17 protein-coding genes are annotated in these 21069 nt (G+C 58.4%); 11 read left to right on the forward strand and 6 right to left on the reverse strand.

The window, feature by feature from the left end; all coding sequences use genetic code 11:
• Positions 1-22: 22 nt before the first annotated feature.
• The 3 genes from ACR0NZ_RS00945 (at position 23) to ACR0NZ_RS00955 (ending at position 3646) form a co-directional block, all read left to right on the forward strand.
• Positions 23-2158, forward strand: a complete 2136-nt coding sequence (locus ACR0NZ_RS00945; protein ID WP_480516332.1) for a malate synthase G — start codon at positions 23-25, stop codon at positions 2156-2158.
• A 59-nt stretch (positions 2159-2217) separates the two neighbouring features.
• A complete protein-coding gene (locus ACR0NZ_RS00950) occupies positions 2218-2643 on the forward strand; it encodes a GlcG/HbpS family heme-binding protein (protein ID WP_480481817.1) in 426 nt (141 codons plus the stop codon).
• 223 nt (positions 2644-2866) lie between these two features.
• Positions 2867-3646 (forward strand): gamma-glutamyl-gamma-aminobutyrate hydrolase family protein, encoded by a 780-nt coding sequence (locus tag ACR0NZ_RS00955; RefSeq protein WP_480516334.1) that lies wholly within the window; start codon positions 2867-2869, stop codon positions 3644-3646.
• A 59-nt stretch (positions 3647-3705) separates the two neighbouring features.
• On the opposite strand, the gene ACR0NZ_RS00960 is transcribed toward ACR0NZ_RS00955, so the two are convergent.
• Together ACR0NZ_RS00960 and ACR0NZ_RS00965 are read right to left on the reverse strand one after the other, a co-directional pair.
• A complete protein-coding gene (locus tag ACR0NZ_RS00960) occupies positions 3706-5946 on the reverse strand; it encodes a xanthine dehydrogenase family protein molybdopterin-binding subunit (RefSeq protein ID WP_480516336.1) in 2241 nt (746 codons plus the stop codon).
• A gap of 3 nt (positions 5947-5949) precedes the next feature.
• Positions 5950-6414, reverse strand: a complete 465-nt coding sequence (locus ACR0NZ_RS00965) for a (2Fe-2S)-binding protein (protein WP_480516338.1) — start codon at positions 6412-6414, stop codon at positions 5950-5952.
• 99 nt (positions 6415-6513) lie between these two features.
• On the opposite strand from ACR0NZ_RS00965, the gene ACR0NZ_RS00970 reads away from it, so the two are divergent.
• Positions 6514-7092, forward strand: coding sequence for a TetR/AcrR family transcriptional regulator (locus tag ACR0NZ_RS00970; RefSeq protein WP_480516340.1), 579 nt, complete (start codon positions 6514-6516; stop codon positions 7090-7092).
• Here the strand turns inward: ACR0NZ_RS00970 and kynU are convergent.
• Positions 7085-8278 (reverse strand): kynureninase, encoded by a 1194-nt coding sequence (kynU, locus tag ACR0NZ_RS00975; protein ID WP_480516342.1) that lies wholly within the window; start codon positions 8276-8278, stop codon positions 7085-7087. The two genes, ACR0NZ_RS00970 and kynU, sit on opposite strands and share 8 nt — an antisense overlap.
• Before the next feature lie 172 nt (positions 8279-8450).
• Here kynU and ACR0NZ_RS00980 point away from each other — a divergent pair, with 172 nt between their 5' ends.
• From ACR0NZ_RS00980 to ACR0NZ_RS01005, 6 genes are all read left to right on the forward strand, one after another.
• Positions 8451-8900 carry a methyltransferase family protein gene (locus ACR0NZ_RS00980; protein ID WP_480516344.1) on the forward strand — a complete coding sequence of 150 codons (450 nt, stop codon included), beginning with the start codon at positions 8451-8453 and terminating at the stop codon, positions 8898-8900.
• 129 nt (positions 8901-9029) lie between these two features.
• The gene (locus ACR0NZ_RS00985) at positions 9030-10601 is read left to right on the forward strand and encodes a Re/Si-specific NAD(P)(+) transhydrogenase subunit alpha (RefSeq protein ID WP_480516346.1); all 1572 of its coding nucleotides are present in this window, start codon (positions 9030-9032) and stop codon (positions 10599-10601) included.
• Between the two features lie 13 nt (positions 10602-10614).
• Positions 10615-12069, forward strand: a complete 1455-nt coding sequence (locus ACR0NZ_RS00990) for an NAD(P)(+) transhydrogenase (Re/Si-specific) subunit beta (RefSeq protein ID WP_480476023.1) — start codon at positions 10615-10617, stop codon at positions 12067-12069.
• Between the two features lie 155 nt (positions 12070-12224).
• Entirely contained in the window at positions 12225-12581 is a 357-nt protein-coding gene (locus ACR0NZ_RS00995; RefSeq protein ID WP_480516348.1) for a VOC family protein, read from the forward strand.
• A gap of 109 nt (positions 12582-12690) precedes the next feature.
• Positions 12691-13968 carry a DUF3422 family protein gene (locus ACR0NZ_RS01000; RefSeq protein ID WP_480493829.1) on the forward strand — a complete coding sequence of 426 codons (1278 nt, stop codon included), beginning with the start codon at positions 12691-12693 and terminating at the stop codon, positions 13966-13968.
• Positions 13969-14036: 68 nt separating this feature from the next.
• A complete protein-coding gene (locus tag ACR0NZ_RS01005) occupies positions 14037-15173 on the forward strand; it encodes an MFS transporter (protein ID WP_480516350.1) in 1137 nt (378 codons plus the stop codon).
• A gap of 7 nt (positions 15174-15180) precedes the next feature.
• Here ACR0NZ_RS01005 and ACR0NZ_RS01010 read toward each other — a convergent pair whose 3' ends face one another.
• The 3 genes from ACR0NZ_RS01010 to ACR0NZ_RS01020 all read right to left on the reverse strand — a co-directional run bounded on the left by ACR0NZ_RS01010 (position 15181) and on the right by ACR0NZ_RS01020 (position 18961).
• Complete coding sequence (locus ACR0NZ_RS01010) at positions 15181-16161, reverse strand: ABC transporter permease (protein ID WP_480476031.1); 981 nt, start codon at positions 16159-16161, stop codon at positions 15181-15183.
• The gene (locus ACR0NZ_RS01015) at positions 16154-17161 is read right to left on the reverse strand and encodes an ABC transporter permease (protein ID WP_209504480.1); all 1008 of its coding nucleotides are present in this window, start codon (positions 17159-17161) and stop codon (positions 16154-16156) included. The genes ACR0NZ_RS01010 and ACR0NZ_RS01015 overlap by 8 nt, the downstream gene beginning before the upstream one ends.
• Before the next feature lie 93 nt (positions 17162-17254).
• Positions 17255-18961, reverse strand: coding sequence for a peptide ABC transporter substrate-binding protein (locus tag ACR0NZ_RS01020; RefSeq protein WP_480516352.1), 1707 nt, complete (start codon positions 18959-18961; stop codon positions 17255-17257).
• Between the two features lie 285 nt (positions 18962-19246).
• Here ACR0NZ_RS01020 and ACR0NZ_RS01025 point away from each other — a divergent pair, with 285 nt between their 5' ends.
• Complete coding sequence (locus tag ACR0NZ_RS01025) at positions 19247-21067, forward strand: ABC transporter ATP-binding protein (protein WP_480516354.1); 1821 nt, start codon at positions 19247-19249, stop codon at positions 21065-21067.
• Positions 21068-21069 lie beyond the last annotated feature (2 nt).

Here is a 21069-nt window from a genome sequence, read left to right on the forward strand (position 1 = left end):
ACAATCGCAGGAGAGCAGGAAGATGAGTGGCAGACAAACCCTGAGCGGGCTGCAGATCGATCCAATACTGGCAGAGTTTATCGAGACGCGGGCATTGCCGGGTACGGGTGTGTCGGCGCAGGATTTCTGGGCGGGTCTGGCACGACTGGTTTCTGAACTGGGGCCGAAAAACCGCGCGCTTCTGGCCAAGCGGGCCGAAATACAAGGGCGCCTCGATGGCTGGCATATTGCGCGCAAGGGTCAGAGCATTGATCCCACTGACTATCAGGCTTTTCTAAAGGAAATCGGTTATCTGGTCGAGGAAGGCGACGGGTTTCAAATCGACACGACGCATGTCGACCCCGAGATCGCGCTGACACCGGGGCCGCAGCTTGTTGTGCCGATCACCAACGCACGCTTTGCGCTGAACGCGGCGAATGCGAGATGGGGCAGCTTGTATGATGCGCTTTATGGCACCGATGCGATAGGCGATCTGCCAACAGGCGGTGGGTATGATGCGGCGCGCGGTGCACGGGTGATTGCATGGGCGAAAGCCTTTCTGGATGACGCTGTACCTCTGGCTGGTGGGTCTTGGGCCGACGTGTCGGGACTGCATGTCGAAGAAGGTGCTCTTTCCCCGGCACTGGCAAACCCCGATCAATTTGTTGGTTTCGGTGGCGCGGCAGACAAGCCGGCTTTTGTGCTTCTGAAAAACAATGGCCTGCATATTCAGATCATGATCGATCCGACTGGAGCCATCGGCGCCTCTGATCCCGCAGGTATAGCAGACGTCCGGCTGGAATCCGCTCTTTCAACGATTATGGACTGTGAAGACTCGGTCGCTTGTGTTGATGCGGCGGATAAGGTCGTTGCCTATGGCAACTGGCTGGGCCTGATGAAGGGTGATCTGACCGAAGACGTCACCAAGGGCGACACCACGTTTACCCGCAAGCTGGCAGAGGATCTGACTTTCACCACACCGACAGGTGAGCAGGCGACCCTGAAAGGCCGGTCGCTGATGCTGGTGCGGAATGTCGGCCACCTGATGACGAACCCGGCCGTTCTGGACGCCGAAGGGCGCGAGATTGGCGAAGGGTTGATGGACGCACTCTGCACCACTCTGATCGCAATGCGTGACCTGCAACGGGATGGGGGGAACTCGGTCGAAGGGTCGGTTTATGTTGTGAAGCCCAAGATGCACGGGCCGGAAGAGGTTGCCTTTGCGGTCGAGATTTTCGACATGGTCGAAGACATTCTGGGTCTGCCGCGCAACACCGTAAAGCTGGGGATCATGGATGAGGAACGCCGCACGTCGGTAAACCTGAAAGAGTGCATTCGCGCCGCGAAATCGCGCGTCGCCTTTATCAACACCGGTTTCCTGGACCGGACGGGGGATGAGATTCATACCTCGATGGAGGCCGGGCCGATGCTGCCCAAGGGCGACATCAAGAACACGCCCTGGATTGCGTCTTATGAAGACCGCAATGTCGATATCGGTTTGGCCTGTGGCCTGAAAGGCAAGGCGCAGATTGGCAAAGGCATGTGGGCGATGCCGGACCGGATGGGCGACATGCTTGAGGCCAAGATCGGTCACCCGCTGGCTGGTGCGACCTGCGCCTGGGTGCCGTCGCCCACAGCTGCGACGCTGCACGCCACACATTACCACAAGGTCAACGTACTGGCCCGTCAGGACGAGATCGCAATGGCGGGTGCCCGAGGAACACTTGACGATTTGCTGACCATTCCCCTGCTGGGGGGGCGCAATCTTGGCGACGCGGAAATCTCGCGCGAGGTCGAGAATAATGCACAAGGCATTCTGGGCTATGTCGTGCGTTGGGTCGATCAGGGCGTGGGATGTTCCAAAGTCCCCGACATCAATGACATCGGGTTGATGGAAGACCGTGCGACCTGCCGAATTTCGTCTCAGGCACTGGCCAACTGGTTGCATCATGGCATTGTCGACGAGGCACAGGTGATGGCTGCGATGCAGAAAATGGCGGCTGTCGTGGATCGCCAGAATGCAAGTGATCCGGGTTATGTCCCGATGGCGCCGGGCTTTAACGGAATCGCTTTTCAGGCGGCTTGTGACCTTGTGTTCAAAGGTCGTGTGCAGCCCTCGGGCTACACCGAGCCGGTCCTGCACGCGCGCCGTCTGGAATTGAAGGCGGCCACAGCGTAAAACGAAGGGGGCGATCCGCCCCCCTTTTCTTCTTTCGACATGCAGACACAGGAATGCACATGGAAGTTTCCCTTCGCAAAGCCCGTACCATTATCCGCAAAGCACTTGAGAAAGGCCGCGAGATGGAGCTTAAGCCACTTTCAGTGGTTGTTCTGGACGCAGGCGGCCACGTCATCGCGTTCGAGCGCGAGGATGATGCCGCACCGGGCCGCTTTGCGATTGCGCATGGCAAGGCGTATGGCTCTGTCATGCTGGGTATGGCGGGCACGGCACAGATGCAGCGGGCCGAGGCGCAAGCCTACTTTATGGCGGCGGTAAACGGAGTGTATGGCGGGCAGGTCGTACCAGTTCCGGGCGGGGTCTTGCTGCGGGGGCGAAAAGGGGACGTGATCGGTGCCGTAGGGGTGACCGGCGACACGTCAGAAAACGATGCTGCCGTTGCGATGGCGGGAATTGAGGCCGCCGGGTTGGACGGAGAGATATAGATCCGACCAAAGAGAGCAGCTCCGTCAAAGTAATGACTTGGCGCATGTTCCCAACTTGAAGTTTGGTGCTGGGAAAACGTGCCGGGACTGGACTGAATGTCGGGAGAAAATTTGTGCACCCCTGAACACGTCCCTGCGCTGTCACGCAGGAGGTGTATTCTTGCACGACTGTGAAGCTGCGGTTAGCTTCCTTTCCAAGGGGATGAATAACAAGGAAAGCGGAATGTCTCGACCCGTTGTTGGTATTATCGGCAACTCATACCTCATGAACGATCAATACCCGACCCATGCAGGGGGGACGATGAACTCTGACGCTGTGGCGAACGTATCGGGATGTTTGCCGCTGCTGATCCCCGCCGATCCCCGATATGTATCGGTTGAGGAGTTGCTGGAGGTTTGCGACGGGTTCCTTCTGACCGGCGGCCGCCCCAATGTGCATCCCGAAGAATATGGTGAACCTGCAACCGAGGCGCATGGAGAGTTTGACCGCGCGCGTGACGCAATCACCTTGCCGTTGGTTCGGGCCTGTGTGGACCGGGGTCAGCCGTTTCTGGGCATTTGCCGCGGATTTCAAGAGGTCAACGTGGCCATGGGCGGAACGCTCTATCCGGAAATTCGCGATTTGCCGGGGCGGATGAACCACCGGATGCCGCCCGATGGTACACTTGAGGAAAAATTTGCACTGCGCCATGTTGTGAAACTGACCAAAAATGGTGTGTTCCACGACTTGTTTGGTGCGCAGGAGGTCATGACAAACACGCTGCACGGGCAGGGGATCAAGTGCATCGGACAGCGTGTGGTGATCGATGGGCATGCTCCGGACGGAACGCCCGAGGCGATTTACGTCAAGGACGCGCCCGGATTCACGCTGTCCGTGCAATGGCATCCCGAATGGGATGCGATCAACGACCCGGTTTCACGCCCCTTGTTCGAAGCCTTCGGCATGGCTGTGCGGGGATGGGCGGCGGGGATTGCCTGTCAGGCAGTTCAGAAATCAGCCTGACTTGGGCACCGGACCGCGCGGGTGCGCGACGGACCGGTGCAGGGGAAGGTAAATGGCAATCAGACCAGCAGGTTGAACTGATTGACCAGCGGTAGGCTGCGCGCGCGTTTTCCCGTCAGATCAAACAGGGCGTTGCCCAGTGCGGGCATCGAGGGGGGCGTGCCGGGCTCACCAGCGCCGCCCATATGGCGATTGGTCTCCAGAACGCGCACCTCGACTTGTGGCGCGGTATGCATACGAAGGGCGTCATAGTCAGGGAAGTTGAACTGCTCGACTTCCCCGTCGGCAAAGGTGATCGCGCCGAAACATGCAGCCGACAGGCCATACATCATGCCGCCAAACATCTGCGCCTTGACGTTTTCCGGGTCCAGCGCCAGCCCCATGTCGCAGGCGATCCAGGCCTTGTGAATGCGGATGGCACCGTCTTCGTCGACAACTTCGATAACCTGAGCCACCGGCGTGCCGAAGCTGTAGGTGAAGGCTACGCCACGGCCTACGCCGTCAGGTGTTTTCCCGGTCCAGTTGGACATTTCCTTGACCGCTTCCAGACATCCGGCAGACGGGGCGTGTTCGGTTCTCATTAGCTCTAGCCGGAAGTCCAGCGGGTCGCGCCCTGCGGCATGGGCCAATTCGTCCATGAAGGTCTCGTGGAAAAAGCCGTTGTGGCTGTTGCCGACCGAACGCCAGAAGCCTACCGGGACAGCCAGATCAGCGACGTGGCCGCTCATCCGGTAGTTTGGCACGGCGTAAGGTTGGTTGAAGAACCCTTCGACCAGCACTTTGTCGGGTCCGCCTCCAGGGAAGCCGGTGTAACGCTCGACCGCCTGTTGCGTGCAGGACTGTGCCGCAACCTTGCCGTCAATGAGAACGGCTTTGCCGTCCTGAACAGCGCCGCGCATCCGGGCGATGGCGCCGGGGCGGAAGTAGTCGTGACGCATGTCTTCTTCGCGGCTCCAGGTTGTCTGGACCGGTATGCCAGGCACGGCCATCGCGACCTTGGTGGCGATTTCCCCAAAATCCAGCTCACCCCGGCGGCCAAACCCACCCCCCAGATAGGTGGTGTGAATCTGAACAGCCTCAGTGTCCAGATTTGCGGTATTCGCAGCGCGAAACCGGATCAGCGTCGGGGCCTGATTGCCGCACCACAGCTCCAGAGCATCTCCGGTATAGAGCGCGGTGGCATTCATCGGCTCCATCGTGGCGTGCGCCAGATAGGGCACTTGGTATTCGGCAGTGATCTCGGTCGCGCCATCCGGCGTCATGCTGACATCGCCATCGTCGCGCATAGTCGAGTTCGGCGCGTCGTCAAACGCCTCGGCAATCTTTGAGAAAATGCCGTCCGTATCAGGTGGATATGGCGCATCGCCCCAGTCGATCTCAATAGCCTCGACCGCCTGGTTGGCCAGCCATGTGTTGTTCGCGATCACGGCAACCCCTGTGCCCAGATCAACAACCTTCTCGACCCCGGGCATGGAGATTGCAGCACTGTCGTCAAAGCTGTTCATCGCGCCGCCCAGTTTGGGGTTCATGCGCACGGCAGCAAATTTCATACCGGGCAGGCGAACATCGATGCCAAACTCGGCAGTGCCTGTCACTTTGCCCATCATGTCCAGTCGCGGTTGTGTCCGGCCCAGATAACGCCATTGGGACGGGTCTCGCAAAGGTACCTCGACGGGTTCCAGTCCGGACGCTTCCACTGCAAGATCGGTATAAGCGATCTTGTCACCGTTCGGGGCGATGACATGGCCTGAAGATGTTTTCAGGTCCGAGGGCGCGACCCCCAACCGATCAGCGGCGGCGCGTTTCAGCGTTTCACGGGCCGAAGCGCCGGCTTGCCGCATCCTCTCGAACCCGTCCTTCATCGAGGTTGAGCCGCCTGTGACTTGCAGGCTTAGGGCCTTGCCAAGAACACCCAGTGCTTCACCTAAGTTGTGCTGGAAGTCCGAGATGTCGTAGCCCTTGTTTGGCAGTCCCTCGCCCATCATGGCTGAGTTGTAATAGGCGGTTGCTGCCGGACCGTGCAGGACGGTGATTTGATCCAGATCGACATCCAGTTCTTCGGCGATCAGCGCGGCCCACGTGGTTTTCACGCCCTGTCCCATCTCGGCACGGGGCGCGAACAGGGTGACGCCATTCTGATCGATCAGCACGAAGGGGTTCAGTGTCGCTTCACCTTCTTTCGGTTTCAGCGGGTTGGGGGCAGGGCGGGTGACATAATACGCGCCAAAGGCGACGCCGCCAACAATTGCGGCTGAGCCGATCAGGAACGTACGGCGGAAAATTTTGCCAACAGAAGCCATCTCTTATGCCTCCTTCAACTTGGATGCTGCGTCGTGGATCGCGGCCCGGATGCGAGGGTAGGTGCCACAGCGGCACAGGTTTCCCTGCATCGCCTCATCGATCTCTGCGTCCGTGGGCGCAGGGTTTTGCGCAAGCAGGGCAGCGGCCTGCATGATCTGGCCCGACTGGCAATAGCCACATTGCGCCACCTGATGATCAGCCCAGGACTGCTGGATCGTAGCCAGCGCTTCTGGCGTTCCGACGCCTTCGATTGTGGTCACCTCGCCCCAGACATTCGACAGCGCCACCTGGCATGAGCGTACGGCCTCGCCATCGATATGAACCGTACAGGCCCCGCAAGCGGCGACGCCACAGCCGAACTTAGTGCCGGTCAGGCCAACCTCATCCCTCAGAACCCAAAGCAGGGGGACATCATCCGGCAGGTCGATCTGATGGGGAGTTCCGTTAATCTTCAGGGCCGTCGCCATGGCGCACCTTTTTGTATCTGTGGAAGGTTCTGACATAATGGTTGTAAAGTGTCAGTCTGTCAATTGACAAATTAAACAAAGAATGTCAGAGATTTTCTTATGAAAGATACGAGTGACGAATCCCGGCAGAAAGCGATCCTAGCATCTGCTTTTCAGGCCTTTTCCGCATACGGGTTCCGCAAGACCTCGATGGATGACATTGCGCGCGGTGCAGGGATGTCGCGGCCAGCGGTCTATCTGTATTTCAGGAACAAGGAAGCGATCGTTCGCAAGCTGACCGAACGGCATTACGAGGAAAAGACCGTAGCGGTGGCCGAGGCGTTGAACGGCGAAGGCTCGGTTTCGGACATTGCCAGGAAGGCGATCCATGCCCAGACCGAGGGTATGGCTGCGATTTTGGCGTCGCCGCATGGGATTGAGATGCTGGACACAACCAAATCCATGGCCATCGATATTGTCGAGCGGGGCGAAGGGGAACTTGCCGCGCTTTATGCCGAATGGCTGAGGCGAGAGCAGGATGCTGGCCGCGTTCGCCTGTTTGACACGCCTGAAGAGACGGCGAAAACACTTACGGTCACGCTGAAGGGGATCAAGCTGACCGCGTCAGACGCCGAGGAATTTGAAAGGCGCACCAAACAGCTGGCTGCCCTGATCGGAGCTGGGCTGGAAATCAGGTAACGCGCTGCCGGGTTTTGTACTCTGGCGTGTCCCAAAGCTTGTTCTGCATGACATCCGCCAGAATCCCGACTGCACGCTCGACATCGCTTTCATCGATATACAGCGGCGTGAAACCAAACCGCATTGTGTCAGGTGCGCGGAAATCTCCAACGACACCACGCGCGATCAGTGCTTGCATCGCGGCGTAGCCTTCCCTGAAGCGGAATGAAACCTGACTGCCACGCTGCTCGGGAACACGCGGACTGTCCAATTGCAAGTCGGGGCAGGTCGCCTCGACCCGACGGATGAAAAGCTCGGTCAATTCAATGGATTTGGCGCGCACATCCGCCATGTCGGCCATATCCCAGATATCCATGGCCGCCGAAAGTGCGGTCATTTGGATGATCGGAGGTGTTCCAACGCGCATACGCTCAATCCCGCTTCCGGGCCGATAGTCCAGGTCAAAGGCAAAGGGCGCTTCGTGCCCCAGCCAGCCGGACAGGGCCGGGCGCACACTATCTGCCAGTCGGGGCGCAACATAAATGAAAGCGGGCGCACCGGGGCCGCCATTGAGGTATTTATAAGTGCACCCGACTGCGAAATCGGCATTGCACCCTGCAAGGTCAACGGGGATAGCACCTGCGGAATGCGCCAGATCCCAAACCGTCACGACACCATTGGCATGGGCCAGTTCCGTCAGCGCTTTCATGTCGTGCATCCGGCCCGTACGGTAATCCACTTCGGTCAGCATCAGGACCGCGACCTCTTCGGTGATTGCATCTGCGACGCCCTGCGGGTCGACGACGCGCAGTTCGTATGCGCCCCCAAGGGATCGCAGCAGGCCATCGACCATGTACAGGTCTGACGGAAAGTTCCCATTGTCGGAAAGCACAACCTTGCGGGTCGGGTTCAGTTCAAGAGCAGAGGACACGGCCTGATAAACCTTGATCGACAGGGTGTCGCCGGTCACGACGCTGCCCGGCTCGGCACCGATCAGGCGGCCAATTCGATCTCCAAGCTCAGTGGGAAGGCCCATCCAACCGGCCTTGTTCCAGCCGGTGATCAGCATTTGCCCCCATTCCTCGGTCAGCATGTTCTGCACACGAGACGCAGCCGTTTTAGGCAGCGGACCCAACGAGTTGCCGTCCAGATAAATCACGCCCTCGGGCAGGTCGAACATGGCTTTGGTTGCTGCAAAATCGGTCATGAAGGTTCACTCACTTGTGTGGTCGTCTTTTGTTGCATTTGGGGTAGCCGATCCTGACATGTCTGTCTATCGATGCGACATACTGGTCTTTTGCCAATCTGGTCGAAAAACGATAGGACGTCGGTCAGAAGCGACATATACCCGAAATTGTCGTCGCTCATGAGGGATTGGAATGCGCTGGATAGATGTACCGCCGGTTTGGTTGATCGCTTTCGCGGCGCTGGCATGGGCGCAAGCCAGATACATGGCGTTGGGCCTGTCACTAGAGAGCGGCCTGACCGACCTTCTCAGCGGAGTTCTGATCGGCGGCGGCCTTCTGATGGCCGTTCTGGCCATTGTCGAGTTTCGCCGCCACAAAACAACCGTCATTCCCCATGAGACACCGACCGCGATGGTGCAAACGGGCATCTACAAACGCAGTCGAAACCCGATCTACGTCGGTGACGTTCTGATTCTTGCGGGTTTGATCCTGCGGTTTGACGCCGTGTTGTCACTGGTTTTGGTTCCAGTCTTCGTCTGGGTGCTGGAGCGCCGGTTTATCCTGCCGGAAGAAGACCGCCTGCGCCGGCAGTTCCGCACGGATTTCGCACGCTACGAACGCAAGACGCGGCGTTGGATCTAATGTGGCTGATTTCGTGATGTCACGTAAAAAATGCTGCACTTGCGAAATAATGTTGCGCAGGATACATCTTTGCTTAACAAAGAATACCGACCACCCGCTCGGACAGAGTAAAAATTAGGGGGACTGCCAGTGAAGATAGGCACGCCAAAGGAAATACTGGACGGTGAGAGCCGGGTTGCAATGACGCCCGACTCGGCCGTGCAATTGCAGAAGCTGGGCTATGAGTGCCTGATCGAGAAAGGCGCCGGCGCGGCTGCCGGTTTTTCGGATGCCGCATACGAGGCCGTAGGCGTTGAGGTGGTCAAGACCGCAGCGTCGCTGTGGAAGACCGCGGATATCATTGCCAAGGTTCGGATCCCGACTGAGGCCGAACTGAAACGGTTGACCAAGGGCAAGACCCTGATTTCGTTCTTCAATCCTGCGGGCAACGAAGAAGGAATGGAGCTGGCCAAATCCAAGGGCGCCAACGTGATCGCCATGGAGATGGTGCCACGCATCTCGCGTGCGCAGAAGATGGACGCGCTGTCGTCGATGGCAAATATCGCGGGCTATCGTGCCGTGATCGAGGCAGGCAACAACTTTGGCCGTTTCTTCACCGGTCAGGTGACCGCCGCCGGTAAAGTTCCTCCTGCCAAGGTGCTGATCGTTGGGGCCGGTGTGGCCGGTCTGGCCGCAATCGGGACGTCCACGTCGCTGGGCGCGATCACCTACGCGTTCGACGTGCGCCCTGAAGTGGCCGAACAGGTCGAATCGATGGGGGCGGAGTTCGTCTATCTGGACTTCGAAGAAGAGCAGCAGGATGGCGCGGCCACAGGCGGTTATGCCTCGGTCCAGTCGGAAGAATTCCGCAACGCCCAGCTGGCCAAGTTCCGCGAACTTGCGCCCGAGATGGACATCGTGATCACCACCGCCCTTATCCCCAACCGTCCGGCGCCCAAGCTGTGGCTGGAGGATATGGTCAAGGCGATGAAACCGGGTTCGGTCATCATCGACCTTGCAGCCGAGCGTGGCGGTAACGTCGAAGGCACTGTGCCGGATGAGAAAGTCGTAACCGATAATGGCGTGACCATAATCGGTTATACAGACTTCCCCAGCCGGATGGCGGCACAATCCTCGTCGCTTTATGCAACCAACATCCGTCACATGATGACTGACCTGACGCCCGAGAAGGACGGTCAGATCAATCACAACATGGAAGATGACGTGATCCGCGGCGCAACCGTGACCCATGCGGGTGAGATTACCTTCCCGCCGCCACCGCCCAAGATTCAGGCAATTGCGGCGCAGAAAAAGCCCGAGGTCAAGGAACTGACCCCGGAAGAGAAAAAGGCGCAGGAGATTGCGGCCTTCAAAGCGCAGACCAAGCAGCAGTTCACCCTTTTGGGTGTTGGTGGCGCGCTGATGCTGCTGGTGGGGCTGGTTGCCCCGGCCAGCTTCATGCAGCATTTCATCGTCTTCGTGCTGGCCATTTTCGTAGGCTTCCAGGTGATCTGGAATGTCTCGCACAGCCTGCACACGCCGCTGATGGCGATCACCAACGCGATCTCGTCGATCATCATCGTCGGGGCATTGATGCAGATCGGATCGGGGTCGTTCCTGGTCATTCTGCTGGCGGCGCTGTCCGTCTTCATGGCCGGGATCAACATCTTCGGTGGCTTCCTCGTAACCCGGCGCATGCTCGCCATGTTCCAGAAATCTTAAGGAGGCCGGGCACATGGAATTTGGCTTCACCACTGCCGCCTATGTTGTTGCGGCTGTTCTGTTCATCCTTTCCCTTGGCGGGTTGTCGAACCAGGAAAGCGCCAAGCGCGCGGTCTGGTACGGCATCGTCGGCATGGCGCTGGCGGTTTTTGCCACACTGGTTGGTCCGGGTTCTGGCCTGTGGCTGCTGTCGATCCTGCTGATCATTGGCGGCGGTCTGATCGGTCAATACGTGGCGCAGCGCGTCCAGATGACCGAGATGCCGCAGCTGGTGGCCGCGATGCATTCACTCGTCGGTCTGGCCGCTGTGTTTGTGGGTTTCAATGCACATTTTGAAATCGGCAACGTGGCACAGGTCATGGCGATTGCGGATACGGCGAAAGAGGCGGATTTGCATGATCTGGGCACCTTTGCCAAACTGATCGCCAAGAAGACACCGGCCGAACTTGCTATCCTGCACGTGGAATTGTTCCTGGGCATCTTTATCGGCGCGATCACCTTTACCGGTTCGGTCGTGGCCTATGGCAAGTTGGCGGGCAAAGTGACCTCGGCGGCGACAAAGCTGCCCGGTGGTCATGCGCTGAACGCGGCGGCTGCGGGTCTCTCGCTGATCTGTCTGATCTGGTACACCGCGTCTGGCGGGCTGTTGCCGCTGATCCTGATGACCCTGGCCGCTTTGTTCATCGGTTATCACCTGATCATGGGCATCGGTGGCGCGGACATGCCAGTGGTTGTGTCGATGCTGAACAGCTATTCGGGCTGGGCCGCGGCGGCGATTGGTTTCTCGCTGGGCAATGACCTGCTGATCGTGGTCGGTGCGCTGGTGGGCTCAAGCGGTGCGATCCTGTCCTACATCATGTGCAAGGCGATGAACCGTCACTTTGTCAGCGTGATCCTGGGCGGCTTTGGTGGCCCGCAGGGTGAACAGATGGCTGTTGAGGGAGAGCAGGTGGCTATTGAGGCTGATGGCGTGGCTGCAGCCCTGAACGATGCCGACAGTGTAATCATCATTCCCGGCTACGGGATGGCGGTTGCGCAGGCACAGCAATCGGTCAGTGAACTGGTCCGTAAGCTGCGCGCCAAGGGTAAAGAGGTACGTTTTGCGATCCACCCGGTCGCGGGTCGTTTGCCGGGCCATATGAACGTGCTGCTGGCCGAGGCGAAGGTGCCCTATGATATCGTTCTGGAAATGGACGAGATCAATGACGACTTCCCGGATACGGATGTGGCCATCGTTATCGGCTCGAACGACATCGTGAACCCTGCGGCGCAGGAAGATCCCAACAGCCCCATTGCCGGTATGCCGGTTCTGGAATGCTGGAAGGCCAAGCAGGTCTTCGTGTCAAAACGTGGTCAGGGTACAGGGTATTCGGGTATCGAAAACCCGCTGTTCTTCAAGGAAAATACCCGCATGTTCTATGGCGACGCCAAAGCGTCTCTGGACAAGCTGCTGCCGATGATCGAGTGATTAACCGGTTTGATCCATTTGCAAAGGGCGCCTTTGGGCGCCCTTTTCTTTTTTTGTTTTATTGGGGGCTTTGCCCCCAAACCCCTAGGATATTTATGGCCAGATGAAGCGCGCTGGTTGTGGTATATTAGATGTGCGTATGGTTGGAGCGAAACATGCAGAAAGTGAACGGTATAGGGGGCGTATTCTTTCGGGCCAGTGATCCTGAGGCGTTGAGCCGCTGGTACGAAGAACATCTGGGCGTAAACCACTATGATCCGGTGCCCTGGAAGCAGCGCGAAGGGTATACGGTGTTTGCGCCTTTCGCTAAAGACACTGAGTATTTCGGAAACCCGGATCAGCAATGGATGATCAATTTTCGGGTCGATGATCTGGGCGCGATGATACAGCAGCTCGAAGCTGCCGGAATCTCTGTTGAGACCCGCCCAGACTGGGACAGCGAGATCGGAAAGTTCGCTCGGCTTCACGATCCGGAGGGAAATCCGATCGAGCTGTGGCAGCCAAATCAATGAGATAGTCGGTTTGTATACCTTTGTATTCGTGTAAGTATATGAAATAAAATAAGAATTGATGTATCCGAGTTGTGACGTATAGTGCGGACACCGCTATCGGAGCCTCGGAATGACGCCAATCGATGATCACCCGCTGCGCTATGCGCTGGCAAATGAACTTCATGCCCGCCCGTTTCCGGCCGCCGATACGCCGTGCACGGTCGCCTTTCTTGCGATCAAGAAGCCTGAAGCAGCCGTCGCTCGGGACCGCAGTCAGGATATTGCCCATCTGATCGATCTGCTTGACCGACATGGGGCGCAACATCCGCAGCCGGGGGCCACGCATTATGCCGGGCAGATAGGACGCCATTGGCTGAAATGGGAGCAGCACACTGAGTTTGTCACGTATACGGCGATTGTGCCGAATGTCAGCGGCCGCCCCTTCAACCCGGCTGATTTCGAGGTATTTCCCCCGGATTGGCTAATGGCCAGTCCGGGCCAGAGGATCACCTCGCTGCTGATGCGGGTGGTGCCGCGCCCGGAAGATGCGGCTGTAAAGGTCGCTCTGGCTGATTGGTTCGAACCTGAAAGTCTGGCGGTGTCGCGGGTGTTGGATGCTTCAGCAATTTGCGCCAGCGATTTCCGTATCGACCCGGCTGGTCACATGCGTTTTGCCCTGTTCGTGACCGAAGGCACGGGCACGCGCCGCACAGGGCGTATCATCCAGCGGCTGTGCGAGATCGAGACATACAAGGCGATGTCGATGCTTGGCTTTGCCCGCGTCAAACAATTGGCCCCCCGGATCGAGGAACTGGATGCCCAGCTGGCGAAGCTGATGGTTGAAATGACGGATGACACCACCCCACCAGATGCGCTGTTGCCTCAATTGCTGGCCATATCGACCGAGCTCGAGACCATATCGGCCCGCAGTTCGTTCCGATTCGGTGCGACCGGCGCTTACGAGGCGCTGGTCAATCAGCGGATCGATGTCCTGCGCGAGGAAAGGTTCGAAGGCGGCCAAAGCTTTGCCGATTTCATGATGCGCCGTTATGACCCTGCGATCCGTACCGTGAAATCAACAGAACGCCGCCTGCAGGCGCTGTCTGACCGGGCCATACGTGCGGGTGAGTTGTTGCGCACAAGGGTGGACGTCGAGCGGAGTGCACAAAATCAGGCCCTGTTGGAAAGCATGGATCGTCGGGCCGATCTTGCCTTGCGCTTGCAGCACACGGTTGAGGGCCTTTCTGTGGTGGCCATCAGTTATTACGCGGTCTCACTTGTCGGCTACCTTCTGTATCCGTTGACTGCCGCCGGCATAAGCAAGGGAATGCTGACGGCGGCGGCGACGATCCCGGTTGTAGCGGGCGTATGGTTCGCCGTTCGGCGCATCCGCAAACGCCTGGGTTAAGCTGCAATTGCCAATTTGCGCCCAACCTGTAGAACGGGTGAGGCGGGCAGACAGCACGAGGTTCTCTGTTGATTGGTGTTTTCTCGGCATGGCGGGCAGTTGCGACCATGTTCATCCTGAACGGGGCTTTGTTCGGCATCTGGGCCTCGCGCATACCGGCCGTGCGCGACCGGTTGGAGCTGTCCCATGACGCGTTGGGGTACGGGTTGTTGTTCATGGCGGCCGGGGCCGTCTGTTCGTTTCCGGTCACAGGGCGGTTGACGGATCGGTATGGCGCAGTTGCGATAACCCGGATTGTGGCCGTTCTGTACACGATGTCGCTGGTCCTGCTTGCTGTTGCTGGCGGGTTTTGGGCGCTGGCGTTATGTTTGTTTGTTTTTGGCGCCTTTCACGGATCGATGGATGTGGCGATGAATGCCTGGGCCGCCGAGGTCGAGCAGGCATATGACAAACCTGTAATGTCGTCATTCCACGCCATGTGGAGCCTTGGGGCCGGTCTTGGCGCGCTCAGCGGGTACGTGGCTGTTCAGATGGGGCTGACGGTTCTGGTGCATTTCCTATTGGCGGGTGGCGCGGTTGTTGCCTTCGCGCTGGCCTTGTCGTGGGTGCGCTGGACGTCGAAACGGTCCGAGCGGTCGCAAAGCTCGGGTTTTGCTTTGCCCTCGGGCGCGCTGATACTGGTCGGATTCGCGGCCATGTGCGGTGCATTGGGTGAAGGCGCCGTCGCAGACTGGAGCGCGATTTTCCTGCGAGACGTTTCCGGGGCGCCCGAAAGTGTTGCCGCATTGGGCTATGCCGTGTTTTCCGTGACGATGGTGGCGTTTCGCCTAGCAGGCGCGATTGTCATTATGCGGTTTGGTCCCGCTGCGACGGCCCGGTTCGGCGGGATCTGCGCGGCGTTGGGCGTTTTCGCTGTGGTTTCTTCGGTCGCGCCTTTGCCCGCATTGGCGGGGTTTGCGCTGATGGGCATAGGGTATGCGGTGATCATGCCGCTGGCGTTCAGCCGTGCAGCCAGCGATCCGCTTGTCCCGCCGGGGCAAGCCATCGCAAGTGTAGCTACGCTGGGATATGGCGGGTTATTGATAGGGCCGCCGCTGATCGGATTTTTGGCGGAACTGTTTGGCCTGCGTCTGGCGTTCGCCGTGCTGTTGCCACTGGCCGTTCTGATCGTGCTGTTGGCCGGCGCGCTGAGGCGCGCCGACTAAACTTGTTTCAGCGTCCGCGAATGCGGGGATCCAGCGCGTCGCGCAGACCGTCACCCAGATAGTTGACGCTCAGCACCGTCAGCGAGATTGCCAGACCGGGCCAGAATACACGCTCGGGGTATTGCTGAAGATAGTCGACACCATCAAACAACAGGCGGCCCCATGTCGGGAAGTCGGGCGGGAATCCCAACCCAAGGAAGGACAGCGCGCTTTCGGTGATGATCGCTGTGGCAATCCCCAGCGTTGCCGACACCATGATTGGCGACAGAACGTTCGGCAGGATATGCCGCGTGATGATCTGGCTGTTACTGGTGCCGATGGAGCGCGCGGCGAGAACGAATTCACGTTCCTTGATGGCCAGCACATCACCGCGCACGATCCGCGCAGTCGGCATCCATGAGGTGATGCCGATGGCGCAGACGATCAGGATGAATATCCCGCGCTCCAGCCCAAAAGCCGCTGACAGGGGCTCGCGGAACAGAAGCATCATGACCAGCAGCAAAGGCAGCAGGGGCAGGGCCAGAAACAGGTCGGTCAGGCGCATCAGCGGCCCATCGAGCCGTCTGAAGAATCCTGCCAGAACGCCGATGAACGATCCCAGAAACAGCGCCAGCAACATCGCGGTTATGCCAACCGAGACTGAGGTTTGACCACCCGACATCATGCGCGCAAGAATGTCGCGACCCAATTGATCGGTGCCAAAGGGATGCGCCCAACTGGGGCCCTGATTGCGCGACCGGATATCGATCTGGGTTGGATCGATGCTCCACAGATACGGGCCCAAATAAACACCGGCGACGATGATGATAAACAGGATCGCACCGACCATTGCGCCTTTGTGGGTCTTGAACTGATCCCACACATCGCGCCATTGGCTGCGGGGAGGGGTGGCCAGTTCTTCCATCACGCCGGCCGTTGGCAAGGCTGTCGAGGCAGGTGCAAATCCTTCGTCCGGGACCAGTGTATCGGTACGATCATGATCAGTCATATCGAATCCTCGGGTCCAGAATGCCGTAAAGTACGTCAGCGATCAGGTTGAACAGCACGATCAGTACGGCAAAGATGAAGGTCAGGGTTTGCACCATCGGCAGATCATTGGCCTGAATCGCTCCGATCAGCAGCTGACCGATGCCATTCACTTTGAACACCTGCTCGGTGATGATGGCGCCACCAAAGATGGACGGAATACCCAGCGCAATCACGGTGACCACCGGGATCATCGAGTTTCGCAGAACGTGAACCATGACCACGGTGTATTCGCTGAGACCCTTGGCGCGGGCGGTGCGAACATAATCCTGATTGAGGTTATCCAGCATGGACGCGCGCATGAACCGGCTGAGCTGCGCTGTAATCTGCAAGGCCAGAACCATGACCGGCATGATCATCTGTTTGAGTTGCACAACGAAACTGTCCCAGCTGTTGACCACCAGCGTGGTGTCATAGATCGACGGGAACCAGCCCAGCTGGACCGAGAATATGACGATCACCAGAACACCCGAGAAGAAGGGTGGAACGGAAAAGCCAACCATCGACACGAAGGTACCCATCTGATCGAACCAGGAATATTGGCGGTAGGCCGAATAGATGCCGATGGGCAGCGCGATCAGGATGGCGACCACATAGGCGGTGCCGACAACCCACAGGGTCTGCGGGATCCGCTGAACGACGATGTCCATGACCGGCGAGCGGGTCTGCCATGAAATCACGCGCAAGTCGCCTTCGGAGAAGGTTGTACCGAATACAGAGTCGACCAATACCTGTGGTTCTATCCAGAAGAACTGCACGATCCATTTCCAGAACCGGATATGCATCGGCTGGCCGAGGCCAAGCGCCTCGCGCATCTTCTCTTTGACTTCCGGGGGAACGGTGAGCGGAACCTGTGCCATCGGGTCGCCAGGGGCAAGCTCGAGCAGCAGGAAGATGACGAGGCTGATGAACAGCAGTGTGGGCACCGCCAACACCAGTCGTCTGATTGTAAAGTTGAGCATTCAAAGGCGCCTTTGTTGATGCGTCTTCTTGTTGGAACGGCCTGCAAATGACCGCGCCCCGAAGATCGGGGCGCGGCTTGGCAGGTTTAACGCTTAGGAGCCGGTTTTGCGGTACCAGTCCGCAACGTTCCAAAGCTCGCTGTCCCAAGTGTTCAGGATCACGCCACCCAACGTGTTGGAATGTGCAGAGACCCGTCCACGATCAACCAGCGGAACCACGACATAGCTGTCCTTGGTCAGCATATCGTTGAGTTTACGTGCAATTTCGCCACGCTTTTCAAGCTCACCGGTGCGGCCCAGTTCGGCCACCAGCTTGTCATACTCGGCGTCACAGTAACGGTTGATGTTCTCACCCTGCCACTGGCTTTCCGGCTTGGGTGCCTTGTCACAGGTGTGCTGCGCAAGATAGCTTTCCGGATCGGTGCCATCGAAGTTGTTGGCGTACATTTCAACGTCTGCATAGAAACGCTGGAATGTGTCCGGGCTGCCCGGGTCACCGCCGAAAAAGACCGACGCGTTGATGTTGCGCAGCTCGGTTTCAACACCGATTTGGCTCCACCATTCCTTGATCAGCGCCTGGAAGTCCTGACGAACAGCGTTGGTCGAGGTTTGATAGACCAGCGACAGTCTTACACCATCCTTGGCGCGGACGCCGTCAGCGCCTTTCACCCAGCCGGCTTCATCCAGCATCTGGTTCGCGCCGTCAATGTCCTGCGTCAGACACTCGGTGTTGTCGCTTGCGTACAATGCCGGGGCCGGTACCAGGTTGCAGGTCGGGCGACCGGCTTGACCGTAGCCAATCTCAACCAGAAGATCACGGTCGATTGCCATCGACAGGGCCTTGCGAACAGCCAGTTCCGACAAGGCTGGGTGCGGATGTTTGGCGGTTGAACGTTCGCCTTCAGGCAGGCTGGGGGACGGATCTGTCATGTTCATTTCGATCCGCTCAACCAGGGTCCCGAATGCCGCGATGGGAGTACCTTTACCACCTTCCTTCATCTGCTCGATGACTTCAGGCGCCAGCTGCAGGTTCCACGCATAGTCGAATTCGCCGGTTTCCATCACAGCACGGCCAGCCGCCGTTGCGTCACCGCCACCTTTGAAGGTCAGCGTGGCAAAAGCGGGCTTGTTTGGGTCACGATAATTCGGGTTGGCCGACATGGTGATCACGTCGTTTGGCTTGAATTCGTCCACAACAAACGGGCCGGTTCCGATCGGGCCAAAGTTCTGGTCTGTACATTCAGGCGCCTTGGAGCCCATGCAGTTCTGAAACTGGGCCATCTGGATAATTGGCGACTGACCACCCATGAACGGGCCATAGGGGTTCGGCTTTGGTTCGGCAAAGTTGACCTTGATGGTCAGATCGTCGATTGCCTCCACGCTTTCGACGCCTTCAAACTTGGCAAGCTGGGCGCAACCACCTTCCGGATGCATGCAATAATCCGCGGTGAACTTTACGTCGGCCGACGTCACGGGCGATCCATCGGACCAGACCAAACCGGTTTTCAGCTTCCACGTGATCGATTTCAGATCCGACGAAACACCACCGTTTTCCACGGTCGGGATATCCTCGGCGAGATAGGCTACAAGGTTCCCGTCTTGGTCATAGCGACCGAGCGGTTCAATCACCAACGAAGCCGATTCGATGTCTTTGGTGCCCGAGGACAGGTACGGGTTCAGGATCGACGGCGCCTGCCAGTAAATGATGCTGACATTGCCGTCCGATCCACGCTCAGCAAAGGCCGCAGGGGCCATCGCCGTGCTTGCAATCGCACCAAGCAAAAGGGTTTTGATTTTCATAAGTTACTCCCAAGTTGGACACGTTCGTGTCTCGATTATCTCCGCAAGGCCTGCGGGTTTGGCGTTGCCGCCCCAAGGTAAGGTTTTGATCAACAAAGATAATAGCGCTAACGATTTCAGTCTGCGCCGCCTCCCCAGGTCGGTTACATGGCGTATCGAAACAGAACCTGAGAAAATTGCAAGTAGTGCCGTCGCGAAAATGTGTAATGGGTTTGACTTTTCCCGGCGGCCCGCCTTAGCGTTCGGAATTCAGAAAAAGAATACCGTCGTCAAGGGAGCGCGCGCGTGCTGGATCAGCCTATTGCACAGATTAAAAAACTGCGGGTGGAGTTTCAGACGAAGGATGGCCCCGTTGTCGGTGTTGAGGATGTCTCGTTCGAGATCAAACCGGGTGAAACCGTTTGTATCGTTGGCGAATCGGGCTCGGGGAAATCGGTGTCTTCGCTGTCGCTGATGCGGCTGGTCGAGTTCGGAGGGGGTGAAATCGCGGGTGGTGAACTTCTGTTCGATCGCCGCGATGGGGGCGAAATGGACCTGTCCAAAGCCGATCCGGATCTGATGAAACAGATTCGCGGCAACGAGATCGGGATGATTTTTCAGGAGCCGATGACGGCGCTGAACCCAGTTTTTACCGTTGGTCGCCAGTTGACCGAAGGTCTGCGCATCCACAAGCAGATGTCGAAGGTAAAGGCCGAGGACCGGGCGCTTGAGTTGCTGCGCCAGGTTCGCATCCCCGAGCCTGAGCGTCGTTTGAAACAGTACCCGCATGAGCTGTCGGGCGGGATGCGCCAACGTGTCGTCATCGCAATGGCGATGGCCTGCGAACCCCGCTTGCTGATCGCGGATGAACCTACCACAGCGCTGGACGTGACCATTCAGGCCGAGATCCTGGCCCTGATGGATCGCCTCAAGCGCGAAACCGGTACGGCGGTAATGTTCATCACCCATGACATGGCGGTTGTGGCGCAGATGGCTGACCGTGTTGTCGTCATGTATCGCGGCAACAAGGTCGAAGAGGGGACCGTCAGGGAAATCTTTGAAAACCCGCAGCATGATTACACCAAGGCGCTTTTGGCCGCAGTGCCGAAGCTGGGTGAAATGCAGGGTAAGTCGGCGCCCGAACCGATGAAGTTGCTGGGTGTCGAGGGGCAGAAAATTGCACCCATCCCCGGAACCGAAGAAGTTTTGTTGACGGTAAAGAACCTGACCACGCGGTTTCCGGTCAAAGGTGGTCTTCTGCGGCGCACGATCTCGAACGTTCATGCGGTGGAGGATGTGTCATTCACACTGAACAAAGGTCAGACGCTCAGCCTTGTGGGCGAATCCGGGTGCGGCAAGTCCTCGGCCGGGCGTTCGATCCTGCGGCTGGTCGAGCCGATGGCGGGTGAGGTCAATCTGGACGGTGTCGATATCATGAAGCTGGACCCGTCCGGCCTGCGCAAGGCGCGGCTGGACATGCAGATGATCTTTCAGGACCCGTTCGCCTCGCTGAACCCACAAATGCAGCTGGTCGATCAGGTCGCCGAGCCGATGCGCAACTATGGCGTGGCGTCGGGATCCGAGTTGCAGGACCGCGTCGCACAATTGTTCGACAAAGTGCAGCTGCCGCGCAGCTTCATGCGTCGTTTCCCGCATGAAATGTCCGGTGGGCAGCGTCAGCGGATCGCGATTGCCCGCGCACTGGCCCTGAACCCCAAGCTGATCATCGCGGATGAGGCGGTCTCGGCCCTCGATGTGTCGGTTCAGGCACAGGTTCTGAACTTGATGATGGAACTGCAATCCGATTTGGGGCTGTCTTATCTGTTCATCAGCCATGACATGGCCGTGGTTGAACGTGTCAGCCACTATGTCGGCGTTATGTATCTGGGCCGCATTGTGGAACTGGGCCCGCGTGCGCGTGTGTTTGAAAACCCACAACACCCCTATACGCAGGCGTTGATGAAGGCAGTTCCAATTGCTGACCCGAACAAGCGAAAGACTGAAAAAGACCTGAACTTCAAACCGATCCCGTCACCAATCCACCCTGTCGATTTCAAACCGGAACCCTCTCAATATCACGAGGTTGAACCGGGTCACTTTATCCTGACCACAGACAGTGGGTACTGACC

This window comes from Ruegeria sp. AE3 (assembly GCF_056542225.1).

Excerpts from the sequence above, each read along its gene's own strand:
- kynU (WP_480516342.1), bottom strand. The coding sequence starts at position 8,278 with ATGACCGATTTTGCAGCAACCAAAGCCATGTTCGACCTGCCCGAGGGC.
- ACR0NZ_RS00995 (WP_480516348.1), top strand. The coding sequence starts at position 12,225 with ATGCAGAAAGTGAACGGTATAGGGGGCGTATTCTTTCGGGCCAGTGAT.
- ACR0NZ_RS00960 (WP_480516336.1), bottom strand. The coding sequence starts at position 5,946 with ATGGCTTCTGTTGGCAAAATTTTCCGCCGTACGTTCCTGATCGGCTCA.
- ACR0NZ_RS00955 (WP_480516334.1), top strand. The coding sequence starts at position 2,867 with ATGTCTCGACCCGTTGTTGGTATTATCGGCAACTCATACCTCATGAAC.
- ACR0NZ_RS00980 (WP_480516344.1), top strand. The coding sequence starts at position 8,451 with ATGCGCTGGATAGATGTACCGCCGGTTTGGTTGATCGCTTTCGCGGCG.
- ACR0NZ_RS01020 (WP_480516352.1), bottom strand. The coding sequence starts at position 18,961 with ATGAAAATCAAAACCCTTTTGCTTGGTGCGATTGCAAGCACGGCGATG.
- ACR0NZ_RS00950 (WP_480481817.1), top strand. The coding sequence starts at position 2,218 with ATGGAAGTTTCCCTTCGCAAAGCCCGTACCATTATCCGCAAAGCACTT.
- ACR0NZ_RS00990 (WP_480476023.1), top strand. The coding sequence starts at position 10,615 with ATGGAATTTGGCTTCACCACTGCCGCCTATGTTGTTGCGGCTGTTCTG.
- ACR0NZ_RS00970 (WP_480516340.1), top strand. The coding sequence starts at position 6,514 with ATGAAAGATACGAGTGACGAATCCCGGCAGAAAGCGATCCTAGCATCT.
- ACR0NZ_RS01015 (WP_209504480.1), bottom strand. The coding sequence starts at position 17,161 with ATGCTCAACTTTACAATCAGACGACTGGTGTTGGCGGTGCCCACACTG.
- ACR0NZ_RS01010 (WP_480476031.1), bottom strand. The coding sequence starts at position 16,161 with ATGACTGATCATGATCGTACCGATACACTGGTCCCGGACGAAGGATTT.
- ACR0NZ_RS01000 (WP_480493829.1), top strand. The coding sequence starts at position 12,691 with ATGACGCCAATCGATGATCACCCGCTGCGCTATGCGCTGGCAAATGAA.
- ACR0NZ_RS00945 (WP_480516332.1), top strand. The coding sequence starts at position 23 with ATGAGTGGCAGACAAACCCTGAGCGGGCTGCAGATCGATCCAATACTG.
- ACR0NZ_RS00965 (WP_480516338.1), bottom strand. The coding sequence starts at position 6,414 with ATGGCGACGGCCCTGAAGATTAACGGAACTCCCCATCAGATCGACCTG.